At 71.3% G+C, this 648-nt stretch carries 1 protein-coding gene; it reads left to right on the top strand.

Translation table 11 applies throughout. The features are described 5' to 3' along the window. Window positions 1-648 (top strand): hypothetical protein (locus ACMGER_RS18170; RefSeq protein WP_436813590.1); only part of this gene is annotated, 648 nt, incomplete at both ends.

Below are 648 nucleotides of genomic sequence, written 5' to 3'. Positions count from 1 at the left end.
CCGTCTGGTGTCGCGGGAGGACGCGAACGGCCACCGGACGAGGCTGAGCCTGATCGCGGGCACGGGCTATGACGGCAGCGAGGCGCTGGTGGCGAGCGAGTTCGATGCCGGTGGCGGGAAGGTCGTGCGGGGCTACGACGTCTACGGCACCCTGCGGAAGGTGACCGACGCGAACGGGCTGGTGACGAGCATGGCCTATGACGCGCTGGGGCGGCTGACGGACCAGATCAATCCGGGCGGGCTGGGCGACTATTATGCCTATGACGTGCTCGGCCAGCGCATCAGGCACTGGAACTCGGTGCTGGGTGTCGGGGATGCCGAGACCACCGACTACGACCTCCAGGGCCGCATCGTCAGGGCGCGGGCGTTCGGCGGCGACGTGACCACCACCAGCTATGCGTGGGACGCGGGGATCGGCGTGGCGGCGCTGGGCACGGCGGGGGGATGGGTCGAGACGACCGGCTATTACGAGCCTGCCCCCGCGCAGGCGGGGGGCGCGGGGACGCTGGTCCGCGCGTCGGCGGAGACGAGCGACGTGTTCGGCCATGTGGTGAGCCGGACGGACCTGGGCGGGCATGTGTTCGCCTCGAGCTACGACCAGGCGGGGCGGCTGACCGGGGTGTCGGGCAACGGCGCGAGCACCAGCTA

This window comes from Sphingomonas astragali, assembly GCF_051400615.1.
In the GTDB taxonomy this organism is placed as follows: domain Bacteria; phylum Pseudomonadota; class Alphaproteobacteria; order Sphingomonadales; family Sphingomonadaceae; genus Sphingomonas.
This window is presented reverse-complemented; position numbering and strand designations above follow the sequence as displayed.